Source organism: Micromonospora sp. NRRL B-16802 (assembly GCF_001279555.1).
In the GTDB taxonomy this organism is placed as follows: domain Bacteria; phylum Actinomycetota; class Actinomycetes; order Mycobacteriales; family Micromonosporaceae; genus Micromonospora; species Micromonospora profundi.
In genome coordinates this window covers 403,155-429,320 of record NZ_LGEB01000086.1, presented here as the reverse complement: position 1 = coordinate 429,320, position 26,166 = coordinate 403,155, and the positions used below count along the sequence as shown (strand labels likewise).

The following is a 26,166-nucleotide window of genomic DNA, read 5'->3' as shown; positions in this document are numbered from 1 at the left end:
GGCCCGCCCCGCTCCGATCCGCCCCGATCCGCCCCGCTCCGATCCGCCCCGCTCCGATCTCGCCCCGGTCACCGCTGCTGGGCGACAGCGCAGGCTGAACTGCATCTCTTCGCCCACCGCCCGCCGCCGACCACCCACCCCAACCAACTCAAGCCGATCCCCTGTGACCGACACCACCCGTCATCCTGCACCAGCCCACCGAAAACCAACCGATCCAAACGACCCGCCAACCCCGCTCGCCCACCCGGTTCACCCATCCACCCACTCCCGCCCGGCCACCTCGCCCCGCCCCACCTCGCCTCGCCCGACCTCGCCCCGCCCGACCTCGCCCAGCCCAACACGTCGATCATGGAGTTGTGGTGCCTGCCTTATCCTGGTTGGCCACCTTCATCCCCCACCACAACTCCATGATCGACGCGGCGAGACGGCGAGGCGACGAGGAGGGCTAGGCGGGCTAGGCGGCGAGGCGGGCTAGCGGCCGAGCGGGCAGCCGCACGGCCAGGCGGGGTCGATCCAGCACGGCAGGACCGGGTCAGCCGAGCGAGGGCGGGGCGCTCGGACGCTCGGCCGAGGGCGGAGCGAACCAGACGCCCTCGGGGCGCGGAGACGGGCTCACTCCCCCGCGATCTTGCACTCTGTGTCGCCGGTTTGCGCCTTTCATGCCTTAAGTACCGGGCAGGAAGTGCAAGATCGACGAGCGAGAGAGCGAGCGCGGAGAGGGCGAGGGCGAGGGCGCGAGGGCGAGGGCGAGGGCGCGGGGGCGCGAGGGCGCGAGGGCGCGAGGGCGCGAGGGCGCGGGGGCGCGGGGGCGCGAGGTGGATTTAGGTTGGGGGTGCTTCGGGGGCTCGGGATGCTCGGTGGAGGCCGTACAGGGTCAGGGTGGCTGCGGCGAGTAGCGGGGCGCCGTCACGGACCAGGCCGTCCACGCCGAGCAGCCACCAGCACAGCGGCAGGTCCACGGCGAGGACAGCAACCGTGACGACGACAAGCAGACGGCCCGCCCACTGCTTGCCACGCATCAGGAACGCGGTGCAGAACAGCACCGCGTAGCTGACCGTGATGCCCGCGCAGAACCAGAAGAGCACGGCGGGTACGGCGGACAGCCGACCGTCCAGGATGGACCCGCCGGCGACAAGTGCCGGCACCAGCATCAGCGGGCTGTAGGTGAACGCTGCCGCCCTACTGGTCAGCAGCCAGCCGCTGGCCTCCGGCCGGCGCGGCGGGGTTTCCCGCCAGGAGATTCCGGCCCTGTCGATGACAAGCCGTTGCCGGTGCCGGACGAGGTGCCCGGCCAGCGCCGACGAGCGGTAGAGCAGCCAGACGACCGCCACACAGAGCCCGGTGAGTACGGCGAAACCGAGCAGCCCGGGCAGCGGCGGCACCCCCTGCCGGGGCACTATCAGCCGGCCGACAGCGAAGACTGTGGTGACGGCGAGGATCAGGCCGAACGGGCGGGCCAGCGTCCGACCCCGGCGCACGTGTCCGATCAGCAGCAGGAAGCCGAACGAGCGCAGCATCGCCCAGCCGGTGCGTACGGCCAGACCGAAGCCCTGCTCCGGGGCGTACCACCAATTGATCAGCTCGACCACGACGGTGGCCGCCGCCGTGGTCGCCAGCAGGATGGTGAGCGCCCGGACGGCGGACGGCCGCCGGACCTCGGTCTCGGCGGCCGTCCTCATGGAATCCGATGATGCCCGTGACGGGCGGTTTTCACACCTACCGTTGGGGCTGCGCGGCGTCCAGCCGGGCCCGCAGGGCGTCCAGCTCGGCCCAGAGCACGCCGGGCAGCTTGTCACCGAACTTCTCGAACCACTCGGTGATCAGCGGCAACTCGTTGCGCCACTCGTCCGGGTCCACCTTGAGCGCGATCCGGACGTCCTCCGGGGTCATGTCCAGGCCCTCGACGTCGAGCGCGTCGGGTGCCGGCACCATGCCCACGGGGGTCTCGACCGCGTCGGCCGTGCCCTCGATCCGCTCGACGACCCACTTGAGCACCCGGGAGTTCTCCCCGAAGCCGGGCCAGAGGAACGAGCCGTCCGGGTCCTTGCGGAACCAGTTGACGTAGTAGATCTTCGGCAGCTTGGACTCGTCGCCGTCGGTGCCCTTGCCCATCTCGATCCAGTGCCGGAAGTAGTCACCGGCGTTGTAGCCGATGAACGGCAGCATCGCCATCGGGTCGCGGCGGACCACGCCGACCGCGCCGGACGCGGCGGCGGTGGTCTCCGAGGACAGCGTGGCACCCATGTAGACGCCGTGCACCCAGTCGCGGGCCTCGGTCACCAGCGGGATCGTGTCCTTGCGGCGGCCACCGAAGAGGATGGCGTCGATCGGTACGCCGTTGGGGTCGAAGTACTCGTCGGCGAGGATCGGGCACTGGGTGATCGGGGTGCAGAACCGGCTGTTGGCGTGCGAGGAGAGGCTGTCGCTCTCCGGCGTCCAGTCGTTGCCCTTCCAGTCGATCAGGTGCGCCGGCGGCTCGCCCATGCCCTCCCACCAGACGTCCCCGTCGTCGGTGAGGCCCACGTTCGTGAAGACCGAGTTGCCGCGGTCCAGCGTGCGCATGGCGTTGGCGTTCGTCTTCCAGTCGGTGCCGGGCGCGACGCCGAACAGGCCGTACTCCGGGTTGACCGCGTAGAGCCGGCCGTCCGGGCCGAACCGCATCCAAGCGATGTCGTCGCCGATGGTCTCGACCTTCCAGCCCGGGATGGTCGGCTCCACCATGGCCAGGTTGGTCTTACCGCAGGCCGACGGGAAGGCGCCGGCGATGTGGTAGACCTTGCCCTCCGGCGAGGTGATCTTGAGGATGAGCATGTGCTCGGCGAGCCAGCCCTCGTCGCGCCCCATCACGCTGGCGATCCGCAGCGAGTAGCACTTCTTGCCCAGCAGCGAGTTGCCGCCGTAGCCGGAGCCGTACGACCAGATCTCCCGCGTCTCCGGGAAGTGCGAGATGTACTTCGTCTCGTTGCACGGCCACGCCACGTCCTGCTCGCCTGGGGCGAGCGGGGCGCCGATCGAGTGCAACGCGTGCACGAAGTCCGCGTGGTCCCCCATGGCCTCGAGGACCTTGGCGCCCATCCGGGTCATGATGCGCATGGACGCGACCACGTACGGGCTGTCGGTGATCTCGACACCGAACATGGGCTTCTCGGCCTCGACCGGACCCATGACGAACGGGATGACGTACATGGTCCGACCGCGCATCGAGCCGCGGTACAGGTCCGTCATCGTCCGCTTCATTTCGGCCGGCGCCATCCAGTTGTTGGTGGGGCCGGCGTCCGCCTCGTCGACGGAACAGATGTAGGTGCGTTCCTCGACCCGGGCGACGTCCGTCGGGTCGGTACGCGCGTAGAACGAGTTCGGTTTCTTTTCGGGGTTCAGTCGGACGAGCGTGCCGGCATCGACCAGCTCGTCTGTGAGGCGACGCCATTCCTCATCGGATCCGTCGACCCAGACCACCCGGTCAGGGGTGGTCAGTTCTGCCACCTCACGGACCCAGGCGAGCAGTTTCGGATGGGATGTCGGGGCCTGATCGATACCCCGCACAACAGCCGGAGCAACCATGACACATCTCCTTGTGGTCGACGCTGACCGATCTATGGGGTGCACGAGTCTCAGCGGCGCCGATGCGTCGCCTTCGTGGAAACCTGGGATTGGCCTCAGCGTAAACCGGGCAGCCTTCCGAGTCAGTGGGACTGGTTGTGAAGAACTGCACAAGGTACGGCTTAGCTGCGGTATCACGAGCTGATACCCGCTTTCCTGCGCAGTTTCACGCAAATCTTGTCGTGCGCCCCGGCCGACGTGCGTTGCGGTCGGGCCGTGGACCCGCCTCGCCGACCGGTTCGCGGATTCCCGTTCCGGGCCGCCTCAAGCCTGCGAATTGGTTACGCTGCGTTCAACGGCGCACACCCGGCGACAGGGCAGCCCGAGCGACGGCGTCGACTCGCGTTGCTCCCCCTCTGACTGGTCGGCAGCCGGTAGGCTCGGCCTGTGGCCGCCACAATGACCGGGGAGCAACCGGGTCCCCGGCAGACCAGACCTGGTCTGGTCCGCGCACTGCGCGACCGCTTCGGTCACCTCGTCCGCGAGCTGAGCAAGTTCGCCACGGTTGGCGGGATCGCGTTCCTCATCGACTTCGCCCTGTTCAACTACCTGACGACAGCGCGTGGGGTCGAGCAGATCACCGCGAAGACGATCTCAACGGTGATCGCGGCCACATTCGCCTTCCTCGGCAACCGGTTCTGGACCTGGCGGCACCGCCAGCGCAACAACCCGGCCCGCGAGTACGCGCTGTTCTTCTTCTTCAACGCCGTCGGCCTCGGCATCGCGGTGGCCTGCCTGGCGGTCAGCCGCTACGGGCTCGGCAGCATCTGGCCGGCCGTGTTCCAGACGCAGCTGGCCGACAACATCGCGAGCTTCGTGGTCGGCACGGGCCTCGGCACGTTGTTTCGCTTCTGGTCCTACCGGCGGTTCGTCTTCGTCGAAGCGGGAAGTCAGCCCGTTCCGCAGGGGGAGCACGACCGCGACTACGGGGCGTGACCTGCCGCCCACCCCGTCCGGCCGGTGACCGCCGGCTTCATCGACTGACCTAAGGTGTTTCGCATGCGTCTTGTCCGTCTGCTGCCTGAGCGCTGGCAGAAGTTCATCAACGAGGCGCTCAAATTCGGCATCGTCGGTGGCATCAACACCGTCATCAATTACGCGGTGTTCAATGCCCTTGCACTTACCGTCTTTGCCGACGGTCAGTTGAAGGCGACTGTCATCGCGACGATCGTTGCGACGATCACGTCGTATCTGATGAATCGCCATTGGACGTACCGGGATCGCCCGAAATCTGCACTTCGGCGCGAGTACGTCCTGTTCTTCCTGTTCAACGCGACGGGCCTGCTCATCGAGCTGGGCGTACTGGCAGCCGCCAAGTACGGCCTCGGCATGAACAGCTTGTTGGCACTGAACGTGGCAAAGACCGTCGGCGTCCTGCTGGCCACGCTGTTCCGCTTCTGGTCGTACCGGACCTTCGTCTTCCAGCCCATCGCACCTGTCGAGCCCGACGCCAAGCCCGAATCCACCTGGCACAGCATCCCGCGCGACGAATGGGACACGATGGCCGAGATGGACCCGATCGCCGAGCTGGCCGAATCCGTCTCCGAGCTGGAAGAGGCACAGTCCAGTGACCGCCCGGAGGCCGCTCCCGGCCCGGCCGGCGGCGCTCCAGCCCAGGGACGACACACACCGCTGACCCCCGGCGTCCCCGCGGACCTGTCCGCGGAACTCGCCGCGGAGCTGCACGCCGGCACCCGTCGCGCGCCCCGCCGGTGACGACTCCTGAAACCCGCTCCGGCACGGGGGCGCCCGCCGAGCTGTTCTTCGAGGACCTCGTTCCGGGGCTCACCGTCGACCTCGGCACGGTGACCGTGGACGGGGACGAGATGCTGGCGTTCGCCCGCCGCTTCGACCCGCAGTGGTACCACGTCGACAGCGCCCTGGCCGGGGCGAGCCGGCACGGCGGCGTGATCGCCAGCGGCTTCTACACGGTGAGCCTGTTCATGCGGGCGTACGTCGATCACCTGCTGTCCCGCGCAGCGGCCGACGCCTCCCCCGGCCTGGAGGAATTGCGGTGGCTCGCCCCGGTACGCGCCGGAGACCGCCTCGCCGTCCGAGTGGACGTGATGGGCGCCCGACCGTCGACGGCCCGCCCGGGGCTCGGCACCGTCAGCCTCACCGGCACGATGCTCAGGCTCGGTCCGGACAATCGGCCGGAGCAGGAGGTCATGCGGACCCGCTTCCGTGGCTGGTTCGCGCTGCGCCCGGCGGAGCCAACGCCCGAAAGCAGCCCGACGAAGACCAGCCAGCCCGGAGGCAGCCCGACGGAGACCAGCCAGCCCGGAGGCAGCCCGACGGAGACCACCCAGCCCGGAAGCGGCCCGGCGGAAACCGATCAGCCTGAGGGCGGCACGGCAGAAACCAGCCGGCCCGGAGTCGGCGCGGCCCAGGCCGGACGGTCCGAAGGCGTCCCGGCCCCCCGCCCGGACAGCGACCGCGCCGGGACGAAAACTCCCCACTGACGGGGGCGGAACGCCCCCTGACCGGTCCGCCCCGGCACGTCGGCCGGGGCGGTCGCGGACTGTCGGATCAGCTGGTGGGGTCGCGCAGCGGCTTGCCCTCCCGCATGTCGGCGAGGATGTCGCGCATCTCGCCGTCACCCAGCGAGTGCTTGTCGTGTTGCGCCTCGATCAGCTCGTACAGGGTGGTCTGCACCCGGCTGACCCCCGGCACGTCGACGAGTACCGACTGGCCGCGCTCACCTGCGGACTCGATGGTGAGCGTGCCGCATCCGACAAGACGCTCGATGAAGCGCTGGCTCATCGAGTGGTCGTTGACCCGGGTGAGCGGGAGGTCCCGCCGGTCGCGGGAAAAGACACCGTGTTGCAGCAGCACCCGCTCGTTTGTGAACAGGTAGTGCGTAGTGCGCCAGACCAGGAACGGCCACAGCCCGAACCAGAGCACCGCGACCAGTGCGATCGCACCGATCACGGCCAGCGCGATCGAACCACCACCGCTCTGGGGCAGCATGAGCACACCGACCACCACCGCAGCGATGGCCAGCACCAGCACCGCGATCGGCCGGATCAACGCCTTCCAGTGCGGGTGCAGGTGCAGCACGACGTGCTCGTCTTCGGTGAGCACGTCTTCGGGAAACGCCACGGAAACCTCCATCGCCGTTTGTCTGCCGTGCAGACGGTAAACCCCCCAGGGGCTCCGACGGCATCCGCCACGCGGCCCACCCGAAGTCTCCGCGATCTTGCACTTTCGGTCACCGTTTCGCGGCCTTCGCCCGATCCGCCCGGACAACAACTGCAAGATCGCGGCGAAGACGGAGGGCGGCGAGGAGCGCTAGCGCACGTGGAGGACGTCTCCTGCGGATATTGCTTGGTTGCCGGCGGGGGTTGTCAGTAGGAGTTGGCCACCTGGGTCTACGCCTGTGGCGGTGCCGGTCACCTCGTCGCCGTTGGGAAGCAGGACGCGCACCTCGCGGCCGACTGTGGCGCAGGACGCCAGGTAGGCGTCGCGCAGGCCGCTGGCCACGGCGTCTCCGCCAGCGGAACGCCAGCGGGCGTACCAGTCGGCGAGCGCCCGCAGCAGTGCCCGCAGCAGCGGGTCCCGATCGGTGGCCGCCGCGCCGGACAGTTGCAGCGAGGTCGCCGGCAGCCCGGTCGGGTTCACGGGTAACTCGTCGGCGCGCAACGTCACGTTGAGGCCCATACCGAGAACGATGGCCGGCGGCTGGGCGGGCGCACCTCCCGGCACCGCCTCGGCCAGCACTCCTGCGCACTTCGCGTCGCCGATCAGCAGGTCGTTTGGCCACTTCAGAGCGGCCTCCAGCTCGGCCAGCCGGGCCACCGCCTCGACCAGCGCGACGCCGGCCAGCAGCGGCAGCCACCCGTACCCCGTGGTGGGCACCGCCGGCCAACCGCGGTCCGGCACCGGATCCCCGGGCCGCAGCAGGACGCTTGTGGCGATCCCGGCCCGTGCCGGCGACTGCCACACTCGGCCGCGGCGACCGCGCCCGGCGGTCTGCCGCTCGGCGACCACGACAAGACCCTCCGGCTCGCCGGCCGCCGCCGCCTCGGCCACGTCGGCGTTCGTGGAGCCCGTCTCGGTGCGCAGTTCCAGCCTGGCCCACGGGCCGTGCGGCGCGACAAGCGCGCGCCGCAGCCGGGCCGCCGACAGCGGTGGGCGGTCCAGATCGGTGTACGGGGAGCCGGGCATTCCGCCAGCCTACGGCGCTGGCAGCGGCGACAGTGAGGCGTACTGCACAGCCGCATTGCCCTTAACCATCGTTATATTCCCAGGGTGACTACCGAGACCGGGACCAACATCCACAGCACGGCGGGCAAGCTGGCGGACCTGGAGCGCCGGGTCGACGAGGCGGTGCACGCCGGGTCGGCTCGTGCGGTCGAGAAGCAGCACAAGCGAGGTAAGAAGACCGCCCGCGAGCGGATCGAGATGCTGCTCGACGAGGGCTCCTTCGTCGAGCTGGACGAACTTGCCCGCCACCGCTCCACCGCCTTCGGGCTGGAGAAGAGCCGGCCGTACGGCGACGGTGTGGTCACCGGCTACGGCACCGTCGACGGCCGGCAGGTGTGCGTCTTCGCCCAGGACTTCACGGTCTTCGGCGGCTCGCTCGGCGAAGTCTTCGGCGAGAAGATCGTCAAGGTGATGGACCTCGCCATGAAGATCGGCTGCCCGGTGGTCGGCATCAACGACTCCGGAGGGGCGCGCATCCAGGAGGGCGTGGTCTCGCTCGGCCTGTACGGCGAGATCTTCTTCCGCAACGTCCGTGCCTCCGGCGTGATCCCGCAGATCTCGCTGGTGATGGGGCCCTGCGCCGGCGGCGCGGTCTACTCCCCCGCGGTCACCGACTTCACTGTGATGGTCGACCAGACCTCGCACATGTTCATCACCGGCCCGGACGTGATCAAGACGGTGACCGGCGAGGACGTCGGCATGGAGGAGCTGGGCGGGGCCCGCACGCACAACGCGCGCAGCGGCAACGCCCACTACCTCGCCTCCGACGAGGACGACGCGATCGACTACGTCAAGGCCCTGCTGTCGTACCTGCCGTCGAACAACCTCGACGAGCCGGTAGTGGTCGAGGCCCCCGCCTCGCTGGAGATCAGCGACGAGGACCGGGACCTGGACACGCTGATCCCGGACTCGGCCAACCAGCCGTACGACATCCAGAAGGTCATCGAGCACGTCCTCGACGACGGGGAGTTCCTGGAGGTCCAGCCGCTCTACGCGCAGAACATCGTGGTCGGCTACGGCCGCGTCGAGGGGCGCCCGGTCGGCGTGGTTGCCAACCAGCCGATGCACTTCGCCGGCACCCTTGACATCGCCGCCTCGGAGAAGGCCGCCCGGTTCGTCCGCACCTGCGACGCGTTCAACATCCCGGTGCTGACCTTCGTGGACGTTCCCGGCTTCCTGCCCGGCACCGGCCAGGAGTGGGACGGCATCATCCGCCGCGGCGCGAAGCTCATCTACGCGTACGCCGAGGCGACAGTCCCCAAGGTCACCGTGATCACCCGCAAGGCGTACGGCGGCGCGTACGACGTGATGGGATCCAAGCACCTGGGCGCGGACCTGAACTTCGCGTGGCCGACCGCGCAGATCGCGGTGATGGGAGCGCAGGGCGCGGTGAACATCCTCTACCGGTCGGAGTTGGCCGGCGCCGAGGACCCGGCGGCGGTCCGGGCCGAGAAGATCGCGGAGTACGAGGACACCCTGGCCAACCCGTACGTGGCCGCCGAACGTGGCTACATCGACGCGGTGATCCCGCCGCACGAGACGCGCACGCAGATCGTCCGGGCGCTGCGCGTCCTGCGTACCAAGCGCGAGACCCTCCCGCCGAAGAAGCACGGCAACATCCCGCTCTGACCTGCCGAGTCGCCCCTGGCCGTGGCCAGGGGCGACTTGTCAGCAGGAGGGGACGGCGGCGCCGCACATCCGCTGGGCGGCAGCCCGGCCGAGTGCCTTGAGGTCCGTGTCGCTCAGGCTCAGGTTGATGCCGGGCACCAGCACCGTGACCAGGTCGCCCACCCGGAGCACGAGGGTGGTGTCGACCCGTCCGCCGGGCCGCAGCTTCCTTCCGGCGGGCGGGCCGAGCGGGGCGGATGGCACGTGCCGCATCAGGATCGACTCGTCGCCGGCGAAGTTGCTCGCCGCCGTCTCCCAGGAGTGGGCGATCTCGGCCGGCATCGTCTCGCCGTCGACAGTGATGGACCCGGCGTAGTGCCACTTGCGGCAGGCGTCGAGCAGCGCCCTCAGTTGGGCGAAGAGCTGGCCGCTTTCGGCCGGGTCGAGCCGGTAGACGTCCTGGCTGAGCTCCGCGCGCACCGGCCCGCCGCCGTCGGTGGTCGGTGACAGCAGGGTCTGCGACCGCGAATAGCGGGAGTACGCGCGCACCTCCGGTACGCCGCGGTCGTCGCCGCACCGTTGCAGCATCGGGTCCAGCCGGACGACCTCACCGAGGCCGGCGTCGCCGAGCTGCACACCGGTGACGACGGGAACCTCGCTCGGCGTCAGCAGCGACTCCTGTGGGATGTCCCCCGCGCTGGCAATGGTTCCGGAGGGTATCGGCACCGCCGTCTCGGCCGGTGTCGTCGTCCGGGCCGTCAGGGCGTACGCCGGGCCGGTCAGCGCCGCGAGCACCGCGACCGCCGCCAGCGTGGCCGTACGCCGGCTGCGCCGCCGGGCCCGGGCCCGGATCTCCTGCGGCTCCGCCCACCGCACGTCGTTCAGGTCCCGGTGGACCCGTTCGACGAACGTCATGTCGTCACGCATCGGTTGCCTCCTCCAGGTCAGAGACGGCGAGCAGGCCGGCGAGCGCGGCGCGCCCCCGGGAGAGTCGGGCCTTGACGGTGCCCACCGGGGCCTCGGTCTCCCGGGCCACGTCGGCGACGGGCATACCGACCAGGTAGTACAGGGCGATGGCGGTGCGTTGCTCCTCGGGCAGCCGACGCAGGGCGGCGACCACCTCGACGGTGTCGGTGCCCGGACCGGGGACGGCTTCGACGGCCCCGTGCCGCAGGTACGCGCGGGCGCGGCTGCGCAGGCTGCGCCACCGGCTGACAGCGACCCGGCTGGCCACCACCCGTACCCACGCTTCGGGGTCGTCATACCTGCCGACGGTCGACCAGCGCTGCCAGGCACGGATGTACGCCTCCTGCACGGCGTCCTGCGCCTCGACCCGGTCCCCGGTCAGCGCGTAGACGAAACCGAGCAGCCGTTGCCGGCTTCCGCGGTAGAACTCGTCGAACCCGTCGACGTCCGGCACCCCGCTACCTCCCCGTGTCGGTCGCAGGGAACACGCGCCGGGAAGGTCAATCGGTTGCCCTGGTCAGCAGACCATCTACGCCGGACACTCCGTTCCGGGCGTCGGGTCAGATGGTCAAGCCGGCGTCGGTGAGGATCGGGCCGGCGAGCAGCAGGGCACCGGCGACCAGGGCGGCGATGTTGACAAGTGCGAAGAAGCCCACCCAGAAGAGGGCCGGAAACGGGGTCAGCCCGGCGAGCTGGTCGGCGTCCGAGGCGGGCATCCGACCGCGCGACCGCAGCCGCTGTAGCTCCACCACAGGCCGCACGCCGCCGAGCAGCAGGAACCACACCCCGGCGTACGCGAACGCGGCCTGCACCTGCGGAGTGGCGTACCAGGAGACGGCGAACACCACTGCGCCGGTGACGAGTAACGACACCACGCCGAACGCGTTGCGGACCATGACCAGCATGGCGAGCAGCAGCACGACCGCGACCCAGAGCAGCAGTGTGATCCGGTTGCCGCCGAGCAGCCAGGCGCCTGCCAACCCGACAAGCGGCGGGGCGACGTAACCGGCGAGCAGGGTGAGGATCATTCCTGGCCCGGTGGGACGGCCGGCGGACAGCGTCAGCCCGGAGGTGTCCGAGTGCAGCCGGATGCCGCGCAGCTTCCGGCCGGTGAGCAGGGCGACGAGCGCGTGCCCGCCCTCGTGCGCGATGGTGATGGCGTTACGGGCGATCCGCCACGGCAGCCGCGTCGACACCACCACCAGCGCGACGGCGGCGGTGATCAGCACCAGCAGTGGGGGCGGGTCCGGCTGCGCGCCGAACAGCGTGTCCCACTTCTCGCCCAGTCCGTCGATCGACATCATGGGGCGCGAGCCTACCGGCGGCGCTCCGGTGTCGATGCCCGGCCACCGGCTCGTACGGTGTGGGGCTGCCGTAAACGGCATGCACTGCGCCGTCGATGAAAGTTTCTTCTATGGGGCTTGCGATCTAGGGCACTTAGCTCCAAAGATGGGCATCAATAGCTGCGTCCTTGGAGGCACTCATGGCCCGTACCAGATCACCGCTGCGCCGCGTGCTCGCGGCCAGCCTCACCGTCCTCGCCACCGCGGCGACGGCTCTGGTCGCGACCGCCGGACCGGCGGCCGCGGCAACCACGCCCGGCATCGACGTTTCCCGCTACCAGGGTTCCATCAACTGGACAAGCGTCCGTAACGCCGGCATCCAGTTCGCGTTCATCAAGGCGACCGAGGGCACCAGCTACAAGGACCCGAACTTCAACGCGAACTACGTCAACGCGTACAACGCGGGGGTGATCCGCGGGGCGTACCACTTCGCCCGCCCGAACATCTCCGCCGGCTCGACCCAGGCCAACTACCTGGCCTCCAACGGCGGCGCGTGGTCGGCGGACAGCCGCACCCTGCCGGCCGCGCTGGACATCGAGGGCAACCCGTACAGCGGCGGTTACTGCTACGGCCTCAGCACGACCGCGATGCGCAACTGGGTGCAGGACTTCCTGAACACCTACCGCTCCCGCACCGGCCGGTACGCCGTCATCTACACCACCACGAGCTGGTGGAACCAGTGCACAGGCAGTTGGTCCGGCCCGTGGGGCAACCACCCGCTGTGGCTGGCCCGCTGGGCGAGCGCGCCGGGTACGCTGCCGGCCGGCGCACCTGTGTGGAGCTTCTGGCAGTACACCAGCACCGGCGCCGTCTCCGGGATCAGCGGCAACGTGGACCGCAACTACTGGAACGGTGACCGGAGCCGACTGATCGCGCTGGCCAACAACACGGCCTGACCGGGTCAGTCCGCCTGATCCGCCTGAACTCGCCTGGGGAGGCGGTTGGCGGCAGCGGGATCGGCTGTCACCACAGGGTTGACAATCGGTCCTGCTGCCGCCACTTTCGCCAGTATCAGGTCAGGCCCGCCGCCGGCTCATCGCCGGCACCACAGGTGCGTCCTCACGGGCCAGAGCAGGCTTGCGGCTGAGCCGCCACGCAGCAACCCCGAATGCGGCCACTGTCACGACGCCGACCAGCGCGACGAGCACCGGCATTCCCACGCTGACCAGCAGCAGAACCGCGTCGCCGAGCGCGACGAGCATCCACAGTGCCAGCCGGGGCCGGGCGTCCCTCCGTCGGTGACCCATGTCGCACCTCCTTCCGTCGTCGAGGGTCAGATACCCCGAACGACGCAAGGTCATGCGAAACGGTTTCGCCCCGGCGCGAATCCCGCAGATCAATCAGTGCGGTCGGGCACGAAGCCCGCGGCGATCCGGTCGAAGTTCGGCAGGTTGGCCTGCCAGTCCTTCTCCGCGATCTCCCACCGCAGGGCGTAGCCCCGGTTGCTGGCCGTCACGAACCCACGGTTACGGACGTGGATCCGCTGCCCGTCGCGGGTCTCCAGCCACTCCCAGTCGGCGCAGGTCTTCCAGAAGTTGCAGCGCTTGATGCCGAGATTCTGGTAGTTGTTCACGAACTTCCTGCGGTCCGGCTCGATACTCTGCCAGTCCTTGTAGGCGTCGTTCTTCGGCGTCGAGGTCCACTGCACCAGCAGCTCACCCGGCCCATTGGCCTCGTCGAAGACGACAGTGCTGCCGTCGACCTGCTTACGCACCCATCCGTCCGGGATCGGCAGAGTGAAGCCGGCCGGGTCCTTGTGCAGCTTCCAACCCGCCGGCAGGGCGTTCGGGTCGACCGACGGGGTGGCCGATGCCGTCGGACTGGGCGCTGCGCTTGTGGGCGGCGGCACGGCGGGAGCCGACGTCGGCGCCGGTGCGGACGTCGCGGCGGCGGCCCCGGTCGGCTCGGCCTGCGGTGTCTCGTTGTCGTCCCCGCTGCCGAGCCGCGGCACTATCACCACGAGAGCGATGAGCAGCAGGGCCACCACGGCCCCGATCAGCAGATTGCGCCGGGTGTTGCTCGGCTTGTCACCCGTCGAGGGCGGCACCGCCGCGCGCCCCGCCGGACCGACCGGAGGCATCACCGAGGTTGGCGTCGACCGCTTGCGCTGCTCCGGTGCCACCGGTGAGCCGTCAACGGCTGTCGGCTCGTCGTCGTACGACGTACCGACACCGGTCGTGTCGCCCGAGGCCGCGACCTTCTCCGTCGGATCGGCCTCGGCGGCGGCCGGGCCGGCGATCGTCGCGGTCGGCTCCGCCGGCACCAGGGCCGTCGGGTCGGCGTCCGCACCGGACCCGACGACGGCCGTCGGCGAGGCATCGGCAGCCGCGGCCGCGGCCGCGGCGGCGGCGGCGGACGTCGCAGCAGCGGCGACCGGCGGCGACACCGACCGGTCAGCGGTGTCCTCGGCGGGCCGAGGTACCGGCACGTGCGGCGGGCGCGGCTCGCGCGGACCGTTCGGCCCCGGCCGGCGTACGCCATCAAGCAGTGAGATCCCGCGCGACCGCCTGCCACCGGCGCGGCGCAGCATCCGCTCCGCCACCTCGGCGGTGATCCGCTCGTTCGGATCCTTGCGCAGCAGCCCGTTGAGCACCGGCTTGAGCGGGCCGGCGTTCTTCGGCGGCGGCATCGGCTCGGTGGCCAACGCGGCCAGCGTGGCGATCGCCGACGGCCGCGCGTACGGCGACTTGCCCTCCACCGCCGCGTACAGCGTCGCGCCCAACGACCACAGGTCGGCCTCCGGCCCGGCGGTGCCCTCCCGGGCGCGTTCCGGAGAGATGTACGCAGGCGAACCGAGCACCATTCCGGTGCGGGTCACGTTGGGGTCGCCCGGGATGGTGGCGAGACCGAAATCGGTCAACACGACCCGGCCGTCGTCCCCGAGCAGCACGTTGCCGGGCTTGACGTCGCGGTGCATGACGCCCGCCTTGTGGGCCGCGTTGAGCGCACCCAGCACGCCGAGCCCGATCTCGACCGCGCGGGCCGGCGTGACCGGGCCGTCCTCGGCGAGAGTGTCCTGCAACGACTTCGACGCCACGTACTCCATGACGATCCACGGGTCGCCATCCGTGCGCAGCACGTCGAAAATGCGCACCACGTTGACGTGGTTGAGCCGGGCGATCGCCCGCGCCTCACGCAGCGAACGCTCCCGCATCTCGCGGCGTTCCTCGTCGGTGAGGCCCGGCGGCGGCACCAACTCCTTGATCGCGACGTCCCGGTGCAACACCTCGTCGCGCGCCTTCCACACCCGGCCCATGCCACCCTGGCCGAGCGGCGACAGAAGCCGGTATCGGTCAGCGACGAGTTGGGGAAGCGCGTTCGACATCGGTGTGACGGTACCCGGACCCGCCGACGCTCACACCGCCGGCACGCCACTGTGCGCTTCCCGTGACTTCGGGCCGCGTACCCTGGCGGCATGTCTGCTGACCAGCCACTGTTCCGGGTCGTCCGCGGCGTGCCAACCGCCGAGGAACTGGCCGCCCTGGTGGGGGCGATCGTCGTCCGCTCCCGCCCCTCCGCCACCCCCGCGCCGGTGGCCACGTCCGCCTGGGCGCGCAGCGGACGCCCGGCCGCCCGCACCACGTGGCGCACCGCCGGCCTCCCGCGCTGACACGGTCGCCTGGCGGGGCTGCCAGGGGCGAGCGGAGCCGTTAATCTCACTCAGGGAAACGGTGCCGTGACGGTAGGGAGGATCGATGATCCCCGAAGAGGACGCGCCAGCGCCCTGGCTGCGCAACTACGGCGGCATCGAGGCCGACATCCGCCAACTCCGGGAGTTCGCCGACCGGCTCGCCGCCGAGGTCCACGGCAACTACGCGCCCCACCTGTCCTACATCGCCGACGACATGTCCGCGAAAGTGCCGAACCCCTGCGACGCCTTCGTCGAACTGGTCACCTTCCTGCACGCCCACCACGAGACGCAGCAAGCCACCACCGACATGGTGTACGCCGTCCGGGGCGCCACCGGCCACCTCGCCGCCGTCGCCGACCGGGTCGCCACGCAGTACGCCGACTCCGACGCCTTCTCGGCAGCACGCGCCTCGGACGTCCAGCGAGCCCTCGCCGACCCGAGCACCGCCCTGCACGGCAGCCGAACACCGACACTGAGCGACCCCACAGGCCCCGACAGCCAGAGGCCGGTGGTCCTACCGTGATCGAACGGGGCAGCGGCCGCACCTCAGGCCTCACCGACTGGCAACTGATGGACGTCAACAGCATGTGGGCGTGCCTCCAGGACCACGACACCACAAACCACTGGAAGCAGGTCGCCGGCTGGCGCAAGGTCTGCGACCTCGCCCAGATTCACCTCGGCCGCCTCCAGGAATACCGTCGCGGCCTCGCCGAAGCCTGGCCGCCCGCGACCAGCGCCGCCTCCAGCACATACCTCGCCCAACTCGACGAACTCATCGACAAGGTGCGGCACACCCACGACGCAGCGGCAGCCAACTACACGGCGCTGTCCGCCGCCACCCAGGCCATCGGCACCACCCGCGCCGCGCTCCGCCAGGTCCACGAGGAGTACGCCGCCAAGCTCCAGCAGAAGCAGGCGTTCGAGGAGATCGCCGCCGACCCCAAGGCGGTCATGGGTAACCGGGCCACCGAGTCGCCGGTGACCGATGCGGAGCTGGAGCGGCTGAATGTGCGGGCGCGGGCGATGATGTTCAGCCTGAGCGGGGAACTCCAACAAGCCCAAGCCACGCTCCAAAAACCCCCAGCGATTCCGCCCCAACAATCCGGCAGAGACATCTCAAACTCAGATGTCTACAGCACCGCGTCGGCACCCACTATTCCACCCATCATCCCGGTGCCCATCCCGGCGACAACAGCCAATACTAAGACCCCAACCAATAATGTACCGAGCGGCGCCAGCCCGCCGTCAATGCCAACGGCGCCTGGACCGGGTCCAATCCTTGGTGGGGCCGGAGTCGGATCCATTCCGCCAAGCACGACTTTCCCGACAACCGGATCACCACCACCCGCACCGTCGGTGTCGCAGCCCGTTGCAACTTCACCAATACCTCTTGGACCTAGGGGGTTCCGACGGCAGGAGGGCTCGATCGGAACACCCAACCCCAACAGGCCGGATCGTTCTTTTCGATCTACGTTGGGGGACTCACATCGCGGGGGTCCTCCAGCCGGAATTATCGGAGGGCAACCCGCAACACCCCTCCCCCGCCCTGACGCCAGCGCCGGTTCGCCACGTCGAGTCAATCCGATTGGCGGCGTGATAGGAGGTGGCGGGGCGGGAACGTCACCTACCGGCGGGGCCGGATCCCGCCCGTCTGGGGGAAAAGGCTTCTCCGTTTCAAATGGGCTGCCTCCGACCGGCGGGCTACCCGGCTATGGAAGCCCTGGATTCATGGGCAGCACCGGTCGCACCGGTCGCACCGGTAGGCACGACGACCATACGGCGGAGCCAAGTCGTTGGGACCCGGACAACCCTTGGAGGACCAGGCAGGGGGTTGACCCAGTTGTCCGATCCCCCGAAGAAGATGGCCCTATAGACCCTGGTCCAGCCATTGGCATTGGCCGGTGAATCCTCCGGCAATCCGCGTCACTCTAGTAATTATCACGACTCTTGTCGCGAGCACCCTCGGGGCGAGCGCAGCAATTGCGACTTCGCAAGCTGCGACACTCTCCGGCAGCCCCGGATCAGTTCGGACAGATCAATGGCACTTAACGTCGCTTGCGGCCGACCAGGCGCTCGAAGTCAGTCAAGGAAGCGGAGTTATAGTGGCAATACCCGACACGGGCGTCTATCCACATCCTGACTTGGTGCGGAACCTTCTTCCGGGAATCGACATTGTCAGCGGCGGAACCGGGGATGGTAAAGGCGACCAGAATAGCCATGGCACCGGCATGGCAGGGCTTATCGCTGCGCATGGGCAAAACAACGATCAGGGCGCCCGTGGAATCGCTCCGGAAGCCAAGATCCTGCCAGTCATGTCATCTACTTCCGATAACCGAAGTAGCTCGGATGACTTGGCCAAGGCGATAGAATATGCTATATCCTCAGGCGCGGACATCATCAACATTTCAAGTGCAGGTAGTTCAAGCCCTCGCCTCAGGAGTGCGATCAGGGCAGCAATATCCTCAAATATTCTTGTTGTGGCCGCTGCGGGCAACCGCCCAACCGACTCAGAGGTTGGCTATCCAGCAAGCGAAGAAGGCGTCCTCGCCGTGGGCGGAGTCGACAGAAGGGGAAATCACGCGGCGATCGCAGTTACTGGGTCGGAGATTGATGTTGTTGCGCCGGCTGTTGATATTTACAGTACGAGCATCAACGGCAAGTACCGCAAAGGCACCGGCACCTCTGACGCGACGGCGATTGTCGCCGGGGCGGCGGCGCTGATCAGGTCGAAGTATCCGCACCTTCCCGCGCAGGAGGTAGCGCACCGGCTCACCGCTACCGCCATCGACAAGGGTCCGCCCGGGCGGGACGACGAGTACGGGTATGGGGTAATCGACCTAGTGGCAGCGCTGACGGCAGACGTACCCCCACTGGGGTTTGAATCGGTGAGCGCTCCGGCCGGGGGCGGGGCGAGTACGACGGCCGCTGCCCAGCCGGGTGATGACGGCCCAGCGACCATGCGTGGCCTGGTCACTCTCGGCGTGATCGTGGCCGCCGGTGTCGCATGGGTGATGGTGCTGCGCCGTCGGCGTCGTGGCGACGATCCGCCGCCGAGGATCAGTCGCTGACGTGGTGATCGACTCGGGTTCCTTGAAATCGGGCTATCCCACAGACACCGCGATTTCAAGGAACCCGAGTCGATCAAGAGGGTTTTCCGGCCTGGCACCGGCAGGCGGCACCCGTGTCGACCATGCGGGCGTCGCGGGGAGAGGCGGTAACGTCGGGCGGGTGTCTGATTCTCTGCCGCTCCGTCTTGTGCTCGCTTCGGCCAGCCCTGCCCGTCGCAAGTCGCTCCAGGCCGCCGGTATTGAGCCGGATGTGCTGGTCAGCGGGGTCGACGAGTCGGTGGTGGTGACCGACCGGGCCGAGGATCTGTGCCTGGAGTTGGCACGCCTCAAGGCGCAGGCGGTGTTGACCAGGCTGAGCCCGTCCACCCCGCCCACCAGCCCCAGCCCTGGCACCGACCCCGGCCTCAGCGCCAGCCCGGACCCCGGCCTCAGCGCCGGCCCCGTCACCAGCACCAGCACCAGCACCAGCACCAGCACCAACCAGCGGACGCTGGTGATCGGGTGTGACTCGGTGCTCGCGTTCGACGGGGAGATCCTCGGCAAGCCTGCCGATCCGGCGGACGCCACCCGGCGCTGGCAGCGGATGCGAGGGCGCAGCGGGGTCCTGCACAGCGGGCACTGCCTGATCGACATGGCGGCCGGGCGACGCGCGGAGGCAGTCGCTTCGACCACTGTCCACTTCGCTGACATCAGCGACGACGAGATCGCCGCGTACGTCGCCAGTGGGGAGCCGCTGGCGGTGGCCGGCGCGTTCACCATCGACGGGTTGGGTGGGCCGTTCGTGGAGCGGATCGAGGGTGATCCCGGGACGGTCGTCGGCCTGTCGATGCCGTTGCTGCGTCGTCTTCTCGCCGAGTTGGGCCTACAGATCACCGACTTGTGGACAAAGGTCGCGCCGGGCGGTCAATCGGTCGAGCCGCTCGGTAACGTCCGGTCATGACCATTAAGTCGATCCCGCTCACCGACGAGCTGCACACGTACCTGGTCGCGCACGGCGCCCCACCTGATGAGATCATCCGGGATCTGGCCGAGGAGACCCGGTCGGTGCTGCCGGACCAGGCGACCATGCAGGTGGCGCCGGAGCAGGCCGCGTTTCTGACCTTTCTGACCCGGCTGCTCGACGTACGGCAGGCGGTCGAGGTGGGTACGTTCACAGGGCTGTCGTCGCTGGCGATCGCCCGGGGTCTGCCCGACGGCGGACGGTTGACCTGCTTCGACATCTCCGAGGAGTTCACCGGCATCGCCCGGCGCTACTGGGCTCGGGCCGGCGTGCAGGACCGGATCGACCTGCGGATCGGCCCGGCCGCCGACCGGCTGCGGGAGTTGCCGCACGAGCGTCACCTGGACTTCGCGTTCATCGACGCGGACAAGACGGGGTACCCGGTCTACTGGGCGGAGTTGGTGCCGCGGATGCGCCCCGGCGGGGTGATCGCTGTGGACAATGTGCTGCGCGGCGGCCGGGTGATCGCCCCGCAGGACGAAAGCGACAGGGCCATCGCCGCCTTCAACGACGAGGTCCTCGCCGACGTACGGGTGGACCCGGTGATGCTGCCGATCGCGGACGGCCTGACTCTCGCCCGGGTGCACTGAGGAACGCCACCACCACGCGGCAATCGGGGTGCCCCGAACCACCAACAGGGCACCCCGAGAACCTGCGCGTCAGCGGACGCTGCGGGCGAACTGGCGGGCTGCCCAAAAGACGCCAAGGGCTGCGAGTACGGCGGTGATGGCAAGGCCCTGCCAGACCTTGTCGCTGCCCAGGTCACCGGCGAACAGCGCCCGGGTGCCGTCGACAGCCCAGGAGAACGGGTTCCAGTCGGCGATGCCCTGCAACCAGCCGGGTGCGAAGGTCAGCGGCAGCAGGATGCCGGAGAGCAGCAGCACGGGCTGCGCCACTGTGTTCATCAGCGGGGCGAGGGCGTCCTCGCTCTTGACCTTGAGCGCGACGCCGTACGAGACGGCCGAGGTCATGAGGGCGATCAGGGCGAGCATCAGGTACGCCAGCAGCAGGTCACCGATGAACACCCGCAGGTCGAACAGGAGCGCCAGCAGGGTGATGATGACGGCCTGCACGAGCAGCGAGACCACGTCGCGCAGCGAACGACCGAGCAGCAGGGCGAGCCGGCTGATCGGGGTGACCCGGGAGCGTTCGATGATGCCGGCGCGCAGCTCGGCGATCAGGCCGAAGCCCTGGAACAGGCCGCCGAAGATGGCAAGCAGCACCAGCAGGCCCGGTACGAAGATCTTGTAGGCGGCGGCCTGGGTGGGCGCGTTGAGTGCCGGCTTGAGCAGCGGGGCGAAGAGCAGCAGGTACATCACCGGCTGGAACACGCCGACGAAGACCCAGACCGGGTTGCGCAGCAGGAGTTGGGTCTGTCGTTCGAAGATCAGCCACGTGTCACGGGCGAGTTTCATGAGTCGTCTCTCCGGTGGTCAGGACTCGCGCAGCGAGCGGCCGGTCTTGGTCAGGAAGACATCGTCCAGGCTGGGGCGGTGCAGCTCGATCGAGCGCAGCTCCAGCCCGGCGTGGTCGAGTCGGCGCAGCACCTGCGGAATGACGGTGGCACCCTCGTCGACGTAGAGACGCAGGCCGCCCTCGTCGGCGGTCTCCAGCTTGTTGACGTACGGCTCGCCGTCGAGCGCCTGGGCGGCCTGCGGTGTGGCGGCCAGGTCGAGCCCGACGAGCACCACGTCGCCGGAGATCTCGCGCTTGAGCTCGGCCGGGGTGCCCTCGGCGACGACCTCGCCGTTGTCCATGATCGCGATGCGGTCGCAGAGCGCGTCGGCCTCGTCGAGGTAGTGCGTGGTGATGAAGACCGTCATGCCGTCGCTGCGCAGCCGCCGGATCTCGTCCCACATGTGCGCGCGGCTCTGCGGGTCGAGGCCGGTCGTCGGCTCGTCCAGGAAGACGATCTTCGGCTCGTGGATGATGCCGAGCGCGATCTCCACACGCCGCCGCTGGCCGCCGGAGTAGGTCTTGCAATTGCGGTCGGCGTACTCGGTCAGTTGGAAGGCGGCAAGCGCGCGGGCGGCGCGGCGCTGCGCGTCGGCCTTGCTGATGCCGTACATCCGGGCGTGCAGCACCAACTCCTCGCGGGCGGTGGACTCGTCCCAGGTGCTGCCGCCCTGCGGGACGTAGCCGATCCGGCGGCGCACCTCGGCGGGAGATTTCCGCAGGTCGGCGCCGGCGATCGTGGCGTCGCCGCCGTCGGGCTCGATGAGCGTGGCGAGCATCCGCAGGGTGGTGGTCTTGCCGGCACCGTTGGGGCCGAGGAAGCCGAATATCTCGCCCTCGGCGACCTTGAGGTCGACACCGCGTACGGCGTCCACCGTCTTCGTCTCTCGACCCGCGCGGGAGCGGAACGACTTCCGCAGCCCCCTGGTCTCGATCATTTCTACTCCTGGTCGTCCGGGCCGGCCGGGCCGGCTGTCGAGAGGGACGACGCCGGGCGGCGCACTCCCCCGATGTGCTTGTCAGCAGGCTAACGAGATATAACTCTTATAGTCAATGTTGATTAATGCGCGTTGGGATCGGGGCGCTCTTCGCCGTCTCTCCACCCTGGCCAACCCTCCGCGCTCTCCAGCTCAGCAGGTAGGTACGACACTCCGGACTCCACTCTTTCCGCGATCCGCTCGCACCAGCTCAGCTCCGCCTCGGCGCGCGCGGCCCAGAGCTCGAACATCCAACTGACATGCACCGGCTTGGCGTTGCGGATCCAGTCCGACTCGATCGAGGCACGCATCGAGGCGACGTTGGCGCGCAGCAGGTTGGCACGGTTACGCAGGGCAGCCGCCGCCTCGGAGCGCGGCATCGCCGGCAGGAAGGAGAACGCCGCCGAGAACGGGTCCAGCGGCTCCGAGAGGCCCCACCACAGGTTGCGCAGCAACGTCTCGAACTCGTCGTCACCCTTGGTGGTCACCTCATAGGTCGTACGCGCCGGGCGGGCACCGACCTGCTCGGTAGCCACCGCCCGCAGCAACCCTTCCTCGGTGAGCTTGCGCAGGGCGTGGTAGATCGAGCCGGGCTGCACGTTCGCCCACTTGTCGGCACCCCAGCTCAGCAGCTCACGGCGCACGTCGTAGCCGTGCACGGGCTGCATCCACCGCACCAGGCCGAGAATCATCATCCGAGTTGCAGACACTGAATAAGAGTAATAGACAAGTTTGACTAGGGCCTACGTCAACAGTGCGGCATCCCACACTGAGCGACCGTTAGGGTTTCCTGCGTGACCGCTAAACTCCCGGTCAGTAACCTGCCGGGAGGAGTCACAAAGGTGCGCAAGGTACTCATTGCCAACCGCGGAGAGATCGCTGTCCGGGTTGTCCGCGCCTGCCGTGACGCCGGCCTGAGCAGTGTCGCGGTGTACGCGGACTCCGACCGCGACGCCCTGCACGCCACTCTGGCCGACGAGGCGTTCGCCCTCGGCGGGGACAGCGCGACCGACACGTACCTGCGCATCGACAAGCTGCTCGACGTCGCCGCACGGGCCGGCGCTGACGCCGTACACCCGGGTTATGGCTTTCTCAGCGAGAACGCCGACTTCGCCCAGGCGGTCATGGACGCCGGGCTCACCTGGATCGGCCCCACCCCGCAGGCGATCCGCGACCTGGGCGACAAGGTCACCGCGCGGCACATCGCCCAGCGGGCGGGCGCTCCGCTCGTGCCCGGCACCCCCGACCCGGTGGCCAGCCCCGACGAGGTGATGGCGTTCGCCGTGGACCACGGCCTGCCGGTCGCGATCAAGGCCGCCTTCGGTGGCGGCGGGCGCGGGCTCAAGGTGGCCCGCACCATGGAGGAGATCCCGCAACTCTTCGAGTCGGCCACCCGGGAGGCGGTCGCGGCGTTCGGCCGGGGCGAGTGCTTCGTCGAGCGGTACCTGGACAAGCCGCGGCACGTCGAGGCGCAGGTCCTCGCCGACCAGCACGGCAACGTGATCGTGGTGGGCACCCGCGACTGCTCGTTGCAGCGACGCCACCAGAAGCTTGTCGAGGAGGCACCCGCGCCGTTCCTCACCGACGCCCAGCGGGCGCAGATCCACGACAGCGCCAAGGCAATCTGCCGCGAAGCCGGCTACCACGGTGCCGGCACCGTGGAATACCTGGTCGGCGTGGACGGAACCATCTCCTTCCTGGAGGTCAACACCCGGCTCCAGGTCGAGCACCCGGTCACCGAGGAGACCGCAGGCATCGACCTGGTCCGCGAGCAGTTCCGCATCGCCGACGGCGAGAAGCTGCGGATCACCGAGGACCCGGCGCCGCGCGGGCACTCGATCGAGTTCCGGATCAACGGCGAGGACCCGGGCCGCAACTTCCTGCCCGCGCCTGGCACTGTCACGGCGCTGCGCCTGCCCAGCGGCCCGGGGGTGCGTGTCGACACCGGCATCTCGGCCGGCGACGTGATCGGCGGCAACTTCGACTCGCTGCTCGCCAAGGTGATCATCACAGGTGAGACGCGGACCGAGGCGCTGGAGCGCGCCCGCCGCGCACTTGACGAGATGGTGCTCGACGGGATGGCCACCGCACTGCCGTTCCACCGGCTCGTGGTGCGCGACGAGGCGTTCACCGCCGAGCCGTTCAGCGTGCACACCCGGTGGATCGAGACCGAGTTCGACAACACGGTGCCGCCGTTCGCCGCCGCTGCCGGCGCCGCCGAGGCGCCGGCCGAACGCGAGACCGTCGTGGTCGAGGTCGGCGGCAAGCGCCTCGAGGTCAGCCTCCCCGCCGGCTTCGGCGGGGGTACGGCCGCAGCCGCGCCCGCTGCCCGCAAGCCGACCCGTCGTGGCGGTGGTGCCAAGGGTGGCGCAGCGGTCGGCGGTGACGCGCTCACCTCGCCCATGCAGGGCACGATCGTCAAGATCGCGGTGGCGGACGGCGACACGGTGGCCGAGGGTGACCTGGTCGTGGTGCTGGAGGCCATGAAGATGGAGCAGCCGCTGCACGCCCACAAGGCGGGCACTGTCAGCGGGCTCAGCGCCGAGGTGGGCGCGGTCATCACCGCCGGTGCCCCGATCTGCACCATCGCCTGAAAGGAAGGGCACCTTATTAACGCCTGGTGCATAAGAAGGGGCCCTTCCTAACGCTTTGGCCGGCCGCGCGGAGCACGTCGCGGGGGTGGTTTGCGGCACCGTCGTGGGCGCGGATTGCCGGAGGCGGGAATGATGGCCGGGTGCGTTTCCTTCACGGCGCGGCCCCCGCGCACGACCTGACCTACACCGACGTCTTCATGGCGCCGGCCCGCTCCGACCTCGGATCCCGCCTCGACGTCGACCTGTCCACCGGTGACGGCACCGGCACCACGATTCCGCTCGTGGTGTCGAACATGACGGCTGTCGCCGGGCGGCGGATGGCCGAGACGGTGGCCCGGCGGGGCGCGATCACGGTGATCCCGCAGGACATCCCGATCGAGGTGGTCGCGAACGTCGTCGCCTGGGTCAAGCAGCGCCACCTGGTCTACGACACGCCAATCACCCTCGGCCCGACCGAGACCGTCGGAGATGCCATCCACCTGCTGCCGAAGCGTGCGCACGGCGCGGTGATCGTGGTCGACGAGGCGGGGCGACCGGTGGGTGTGGTCACCGAGGCGGACACGGTGGGCGTGGACCGGTTCGCCCAACTGCGGCACGTGATGTCCACAGCGCTGCACACCGTCCCGGCGGACGCGGACCCGCGTACCGGCTTCGACCTGCTCTCCGCAGGCCGGCGCCGTCTCGCCCCCGTGGTGGACGCCGACGGCCGGCTGGTCGGGGTGCTGACCCGGCAGGGCGCGCTGCGCGCCACCCTCTACACGCCGGCGGTGGACGACCAGGGCCGGCTGCGCATCGCCGCGGCGGTCGGGATCAACGGGGACGTCACCGGCAAGGCCCGCGCCCTGCTGGAGGCAGGGGTGGACACGCTTGTCGTGGACACCGCGCACGGCCACCAGGAGCGGATGATCTCGGCGCTGCGGGCGGTCCGGAAGCTGGACCCGGGCGTCCCGGTGGCGGCCGGCAACGTGGTCACCGCCGAGGGGGTACGCGACCTGGTCGAGGCGGGCGCCGACATCATCAAGGTCGGCGTCGGGCCGGGTGCCATGTGTACGACCCGGATGATGACCGGTGTGGGCCGCCCGCAGTTCTCCGCAGTGCTCGACTGCTCGGCGGCGGCCCGGGCGCTGGGTCGGCACGTGTGGGCCGACGGCGGCGTACGGCACCCGCGCGACGTGGCGCTGGCGCTCGCGGCCGGCGCGTCGAACGTGATGATCGGCTCGTGGTTCGCCGGCACCTGCGAGTCGCCCGGTGACCTGTACACCGAGGCCGACGGTCGACGGTACAAGGAGAGCTTCGGGATGGCCTCGGCGCGCGCGGTCAGCGCCCGTACCGCCGACGACAGCGCGTACGACCGGGCCCGCAAGGCGGTGTTCGAGGAGGGCATCTCGTCGGCCCGCATGTATCTGGACCCGGCCCGGCCCGGCGTCGAGGACCTGATCGACGAGATCATCGCCGGGGTGCGCAGCGCCTTCACCTACGCGGGGGCACGGAACCTGGAGCAGTTCCACGAGCGGGCGATCGTCGGCGTGCAGAGCGCCGCCGGCTTCACCGAGGGAATGCCGCTGCCCACGAGCTGGTAACCCCGCCCCGGTCCCCGCCCGCCTCCGCCGTCCCCGCCCGTCTCCCGCGTCGATCATGGAGTTGTGGTGCCTCACAAAAGGGGCACTGATGGGTGAACCGCCCACCACAACTCCATGATCGACACTGCGGAGGAGAGG

General features: G+C 69.5%; 25 protein-coding genes. 12 read left to right on the top strand and 13 right to left on the bottom strand.

What is annotated here, in order from left to right; all coding sequences use genetic code 11:
* Positions 1 to 821: 821 nt before the first annotated feature.
* Positions 822 to 1,679, bottom strand: coding sequence for a hypothetical protein (locus ADK66_RS25165; RefSeq protein WP_053659400.1), 858 nt, complete (start codon positions 1,677 to 1,679; stop codon positions 822 to 824).
* A gap of 37 nt (positions 1,680 to 1,716) precedes the next feature.
* Positions 1,717 to 3,561: a phosphoenolpyruvate carboxykinase (GTP) gene (locus ADK66_RS25160; protein WP_053659397.1), complete on the bottom strand. Its 1,845-nt coding sequence runs from the start codon at positions 3,559 to 3,561 to the stop codon at positions 1,717 to 1,719.
* A gap of 438 nt (positions 3,562 to 3,999) precedes the next feature.
* Here ADK66_RS25160 and ADK66_RS25155 point away from each other — a divergent pair, with 438 nt between their 5' ends.
* The 3 genes from ADK66_RS25155 to ADK66_RS30990 all read left to right on the top strand — a co-directional run bounded on the left by ADK66_RS25155 (position 4,000) and on the right by ADK66_RS30990 (position 6,062).
* Complete coding sequence (locus tag ADK66_RS25155) at positions 4,000 to 4,536, top strand: GtrA family protein (protein ID WP_053659507.1); 537 nt, start codon at positions 4,000 to 4,002, stop codon at positions 4,534 to 4,536.
* A gap of 63 nt (positions 4,537 to 4,599) precedes the next feature.
* Positions 4,600 to 5,316, top strand: coding sequence for a GtrA family protein (locus tag ADK66_RS25150; RefSeq protein ID WP_053659395.1), 717 nt, complete (start codon positions 4,600 to 4,602; stop codon positions 5,314 to 5,316).
* Positions 5,313 to 6,062 carry a MaoC/PaaZ C-terminal domain-containing protein gene (locus ADK66_RS30990; RefSeq protein ID WP_157552898.1) on the top strand — a complete coding sequence of 250 codons (750 nt, stop codon included), beginning with the start codon at positions 5,313 to 5,315 and terminating at the stop codon, positions 6,060 to 6,062. The genes ADK66_RS25150 and ADK66_RS30990 overlap by 4 nt, the downstream gene beginning before the upstream one ends.
* 67 nt (positions 6,063 to 6,129) lie before the next feature.
* On the opposite strand, the gene ADK66_RS25140 is transcribed toward ADK66_RS30990, so the two are convergent.
* Positions 6,130 to 6,702, bottom strand: a complete 573-nt coding sequence (locus ADK66_RS25140; protein WP_053659505.1) for a PH domain-containing protein — start codon at positions 6,700 to 6,702, stop codon at positions 6,130 to 6,132.
* A gap of 189 nt (positions 6,703 to 6,891) precedes the next feature.
* Positions 6,892 to 7,767 carry a biotin--[acetyl-CoA-carboxylase] ligase gene (locus ADK66_RS25135; RefSeq protein WP_053659392.1) on the bottom strand — a complete coding sequence of 292 codons (876 nt, stop codon included), beginning with the start codon at positions 7,765 to 7,767 and terminating at the stop codon, positions 6,892 to 6,894.
* Between the two features lie 84 nt (positions 7,768 to 7,851).
* On the opposite strand from ADK66_RS25135, the gene ADK66_RS25130 reads away from it, so the two are divergent.
* Positions 7,852 to 9,435 carry an acyl-CoA carboxylase subunit beta gene (locus ADK66_RS25130; protein ID WP_053659390.1) on the top strand — a complete coding sequence of 528 codons (1,584 nt, stop codon included), beginning with the start codon at positions 7,852 to 7,854 and terminating at the stop codon, positions 9,433 to 9,435.
* Positions 9,436 to 9,474: 39 nt separating this feature from the next.
* On the opposite strand, the gene ADK66_RS25125 is transcribed toward ADK66_RS25130, so the two are convergent.
* The 3 genes from ADK66_RS25125 to ADK66_RS25115 all read right to left on the bottom strand — a co-directional run bounded on the left by ADK66_RS25125 (position 9,475) and on the right by ADK66_RS25115 (position 11,684).
* Complete coding sequence (locus tag ADK66_RS25125) at positions 9,475 to 10,341, bottom strand: hypothetical protein (protein ID WP_053659389.1); 867 nt, start codon at positions 10,339 to 10,341, stop codon at positions 9,475 to 9,477.
* Complete coding sequence (locus tag ADK66_RS25120; protein WP_053659387.1) at positions 10,334 to 10,834, bottom strand: sigma factor-like helix-turn-helix DNA-binding protein; 501 nt, start codon at positions 10,832 to 10,834, stop codon at positions 10,334 to 10,336. Before ADK66_RS25120 ends, ADK66_RS25125 begins: the two co-directional genes overlap by 8 nt.
* 106 nt (positions 10,835 to 10,940) lie before the next feature.
* Complete coding sequence (locus ADK66_RS25115) at positions 10,941 to 11,684, bottom strand: M50 family metallopeptidase (protein WP_053659385.1); 744 nt, start codon at positions 11,682 to 11,684, stop codon at positions 10,941 to 10,943.
* 179 nt (positions 11,685 to 11,863) lie between these two features.
* Between ADK66_RS25115 and ADK66_RS25110 the strand changes: the two genes are divergently transcribed.
* Positions 11,864 to 12,619 (top strand): GH25 family lysozyme, encoded by a 756-nt coding sequence (locus tag ADK66_RS25110; protein WP_053659383.1) that lies wholly within the window; start codon positions 11,864 to 11,866, stop codon positions 12,617 to 12,619.
* 120 nt (positions 12,620 to 12,739) lie between these two features.
* On the opposite strand, the gene ADK66_RS25105 is transcribed toward ADK66_RS25110, so the two are convergent.
* Positions 12,740 to 12,970, bottom strand: a complete 231-nt coding sequence (locus tag ADK66_RS25105; RefSeq protein ID WP_053659381.1) for a hypothetical protein — start codon at positions 12,968 to 12,970, stop codon at positions 12,740 to 12,742.
* An 89-nt stretch (positions 12,971 to 13,059) separates the two neighbouring features.
* Positions 13,060 to 15,048: a serine/threonine-protein kinase gene (locus tag ADK66_RS25100; protein ID WP_053659379.1), complete on the bottom strand. Its 1,989-nt coding sequence runs from the start codon at positions 15,046 to 15,048 to the stop codon at positions 13,060 to 13,062.
* Between the two features lie 90 nt (positions 15,049 to 15,138).
* Between ADK66_RS25100 and ADK66_RS25095 the strand changes: the two genes are divergently transcribed.
* Positions 15,139 to 15,333, top strand: a complete 195-nt coding sequence (locus ADK66_RS25095) for an acyl-CoA carboxylase subunit epsilon (protein ID WP_053659377.1) — start codon at positions 15,139 to 15,141, stop codon at positions 15,331 to 15,333.
* 85 nt (positions 15,334 to 15,418) lie between these two features.
* On the top strand, positions 15,419 to 15,877 hold the full coding sequence (locus ADK66_RS25090; RefSeq protein WP_053659375.1) for a hypothetical protein: 459 nt from the start codon (positions 15,419 to 15,421) through the stop codon (positions 15,875 to 15,877).
* A 23-nt stretch (positions 15,878 to 15,900) separates the two neighbouring features.
* Here ADK66_RS25090 and ADK66_RS32780 read toward each other — a convergent pair whose 3' ends face one another.
* Entirely contained in the window at positions 15,901 to 16,416 is a 516-nt protein-coding gene (locus tag ADK66_RS32780; RefSeq protein WP_157552895.1) for a hypothetical protein, read from the bottom strand.
* Between the two features lie 917 nt (positions 16,417 to 17,333).
* On the opposite strand from ADK66_RS32780, the gene mycP reads away from it, so the two are divergent.
* From mycP to ADK66_RS25070, 3 genes are all read left to right on the top strand, one after another.
* Complete coding sequence (mycP, locus tag ADK66_RS25080) at positions 17,334 to 18,422, top strand: type VII secretion-associated serine protease mycosin (RefSeq protein ID WP_053659503.1); 1,089 nt, start codon at positions 17,334 to 17,336, stop codon at positions 18,420 to 18,422.
* Positions 18,423 to 18,582: 160 nt separating this feature from the next.
* Positions 18,583 to 19,362: a nucleoside triphosphate pyrophosphatase gene (locus ADK66_RS25075; RefSeq protein WP_053659370.1), complete on the top strand. Its 780-nt coding sequence runs from the start codon at positions 18,583 to 18,585 to the stop codon at positions 19,360 to 19,362.
* Positions 19,359 to 20,012: an O-methyltransferase gene (locus tag ADK66_RS25070; protein ID WP_053659368.1), complete on the top strand. Its 654-nt coding sequence runs from the start codon at positions 19,359 to 19,361 to the stop codon at positions 20,010 to 20,012. The genes ADK66_RS25075 and ADK66_RS25070 overlap by 4 nt, the downstream gene beginning before the upstream one ends.
* A gap of 69 nt (positions 20,013 to 20,081) precedes the next feature.
* Here the strand turns inward: ADK66_RS25070 and ADK66_RS25065 are convergent, their stop codons facing one another.
* The 3 genes from ADK66_RS25065 to ADK66_RS25055 all read right to left on the bottom strand — a co-directional run bounded on the left by ADK66_RS25065 (position 20,082) and on the right by ADK66_RS25055 (position 22,549).
* Positions 20,082 to 20,837 (bottom strand): ABC transporter permease, encoded by a 756-nt coding sequence (locus ADK66_RS25065; protein ID WP_053659366.1) that lies wholly within the window; start codon positions 20,835 to 20,837, stop codon positions 20,082 to 20,084.
* An 18-nt stretch (positions 20,838 to 20,855) separates the two neighbouring features.
* Positions 20,856 to 21,815: an ATP-binding cassette domain-containing protein gene (locus ADK66_RS25060; protein ID WP_053659364.1), complete on the bottom strand. Its 960-nt coding sequence runs from the start codon at positions 21,813 to 21,815 to the stop codon at positions 20,856 to 20,858.
* Between the two features lie 122 nt (positions 21,816 to 21,937).
* Complete coding sequence (locus ADK66_RS25055) at positions 21,938 to 22,549, bottom strand: PadR family transcriptional regulator (RefSeq protein ID WP_053659362.1); 612 nt, start codon at positions 22,547 to 22,549, stop codon at positions 21,938 to 21,940.
* A gap of 147 nt (positions 22,550 to 22,696) precedes the next feature.
* On the opposite strand from ADK66_RS25055, the gene ADK66_RS25050 reads away from it, so the two are divergent.
* Both ADK66_RS25050 and ADK66_RS25045 read left to right on the top strand, forming a co-directional pair.
* On the top strand, positions 22,697 to 24,448 hold the full coding sequence (locus tag ADK66_RS25050) for a biotin carboxylase N-terminal domain-containing protein (protein ID WP_053659360.1): 1,752 nt from the start codon (positions 22,697 to 22,699) through the stop codon (positions 24,446 to 24,448).
* A gap of 140 nt (positions 24,449 to 24,588) precedes the next feature.
* On the top strand, positions 24,589 to 26,028 hold the full coding sequence (locus ADK66_RS25045; RefSeq protein ID WP_053659358.1) for a GuaB1 family IMP dehydrogenase-related protein: 1,440 nt from the start codon (positions 24,589 to 24,591) through the stop codon (positions 26,026 to 26,028).
* Positions 26,029 to 26,166 lie beyond the last annotated feature (138 nt).

What these genes read in the sequence shown, in the direction of transcription:
- ADK66_RS25165 (WP_053659400.1), bottom strand. Translation starts at nt 1,679, where the DNA reads ATGAGGACGGCCGCCGAGACCGAGGTCCGGCGGCCGTCCGCCGTCCGG.
- ADK66_RS25160 (WP_053659397.1), bottom strand. Translation starts at nt 3,561, where the DNA reads ATGGTTGCTCCGGCTGTTGTGCGGGGTATCGATCAGGCCCCGACATCC.
- ADK66_RS25155 (WP_053659507.1), top strand. Translation starts at nt 4,000, where the DNA reads ATGACCGGGGAGCAACCGGGTCCCCGGCAGACCAGACCTGGTCTGGTC.
- ADK66_RS25150 (WP_053659395.1), top strand. Translation starts at nt 4,600, where the DNA reads ATGCGTCTTGTCCGTCTGCTGCCTGAGCGCTGGCAGAAGTTCATCAAC.
- ADK66_RS25135 (WP_053659392.1), bottom strand. Translation starts at nt 7,767, where the DNA reads ATGCCCGGCTCCCCGTACACCGATCTGGACCGCCCACCGCTGTCGGCG.
- ADK66_RS25125 (WP_053659389.1), bottom strand. Translation starts at nt 10,341, where the DNA reads ATGCGTGACGACATGACGTTCGTCGAACGGGTCCACCGGGACCTGAAC.
- ADK66_RS25115 (WP_053659385.1), bottom strand. Translation starts at nt 11,684, where the DNA reads ATGATGTCGATCGACGGACTGGGCGAGAAGTGGGACACGCTGTTCGGC.
- ADK66_RS25110 (WP_053659383.1), top strand. Translation starts at nt 11,864, where the DNA reads ATGGCCCGTACCAGATCACCGCTGCGCCGCGTGCTCGCGGCCAGCCTC.
- ADK66_RS25105 (WP_053659381.1), bottom strand. Translation starts at nt 12,970, where the DNA reads ATGGGTCACCGACGGAGGGACGCCCGGCCCCGGCTGGCACTGTGGATG.
- ADK66_RS25100 (WP_053659379.1), bottom strand. Translation starts at nt 15,048, where the DNA reads ATGTCGAACGCGCTTCCCCAACTCGTCGCTGACCGATACCGGCTTCTG.
- ADK66_RS25095 (WP_053659377.1), top strand. Translation starts at nt 15,139, where the DNA reads ATGTCTGCTGACCAGCCACTGTTCCGGGTCGTCCGCGGCGTGCCAACC.
- ADK66_RS25090 (WP_053659375.1), top strand. Translation starts at nt 15,419, where the DNA reads ATGATCCCCGAAGAGGACGCGCCAGCGCCCTGGCTGCGCAACTACGGC.
- ADK66_RS25070 (WP_053659368.1), top strand. Translation starts at nt 19,359, where the DNA reads ATGACCATTAAGTCGATCCCGCTCACCGACGAGCTGCACACGTACCTG.
- ADK66_RS25065 (WP_053659366.1), bottom strand. Translation starts at nt 20,837, where the DNA reads ATGAAACTCGCCCGTGACACGTGGCTGATCTTCGAACGACAGACCCAA.
- ADK66_RS25060 (WP_053659364.1), bottom strand. Translation starts at nt 21,815, where the DNA reads ATGATCGAGACCAGGGGGCTGCGGAAGTCGTTCCGCTCCCGCGCGGGT.
- ADK66_RS25055 (WP_053659362.1), bottom strand. Translation starts at nt 22,549, where the DNA reads ATGATGATTCTCGGCCTGGTGCGGTGGATGCAGCCCGTGCACGGCTAC.